We start from the raw sequence: 412 nt of genomic DNA, 5'->3' as shown, positions 1-412 counted from the left end.
ACCTGTGTCGGTTTGCGGTACGGGTAGAGTATAATTAAACGCTAGAAGCTTTTCTTGGCAGTGTGACGTCACTAACTTCGCTACTTAACTTCGCTCCCCATCACAGCTCAATGTTATAAAGATAAGCATTTGACTCATCTTACACCTCACTGCTTAGACAGGCTCTTCCAATCGCCTGCTTTAGTTAGCCTACTGCGTCCCTCCATCACTTTATACTCTAGTACAGGAATATCAACCTGTTGGCCATCGGATACACCTTTCGGTCTCTCCTTAGGTCCCGACTAACCCAGGGCGGACGAGCCTTCCCCTGGAAACCTTAGTCTTACGGTGGACAGGATTCTCACCTGTCTTTCGCTACTCATACCGGCATTCTCACTTCTATGCGTTCCAGCGCTCCTCACGGTACACCTTC

Annotated in this window: 1 rRNA gene; it reads right to left on the bottom strand. The window is 48.8% G+C overall.

Annotated features, from left to right (window positions below):
• Positions 1-412: ribosomal RNA gene (locus HFD97_RS22060) — 23S ribosomal RNA — on the bottom strand; the annotation flags it as partial.

This window comes from Pantoea sp. EKM103V, assembly GCF_011800365.1.
In the GTDB taxonomy this organism is placed as follows: domain Bacteria; phylum Pseudomonadota; class Gammaproteobacteria; order Enterobacterales; family Enterobacteriaceae; genus Pantoea; species Pantoea anthophila.
The sequence above is the reverse complement of the archived record's forward strand: the minus strand, read 5'-3'. Positions and strand labels throughout refer to the sequence as shown.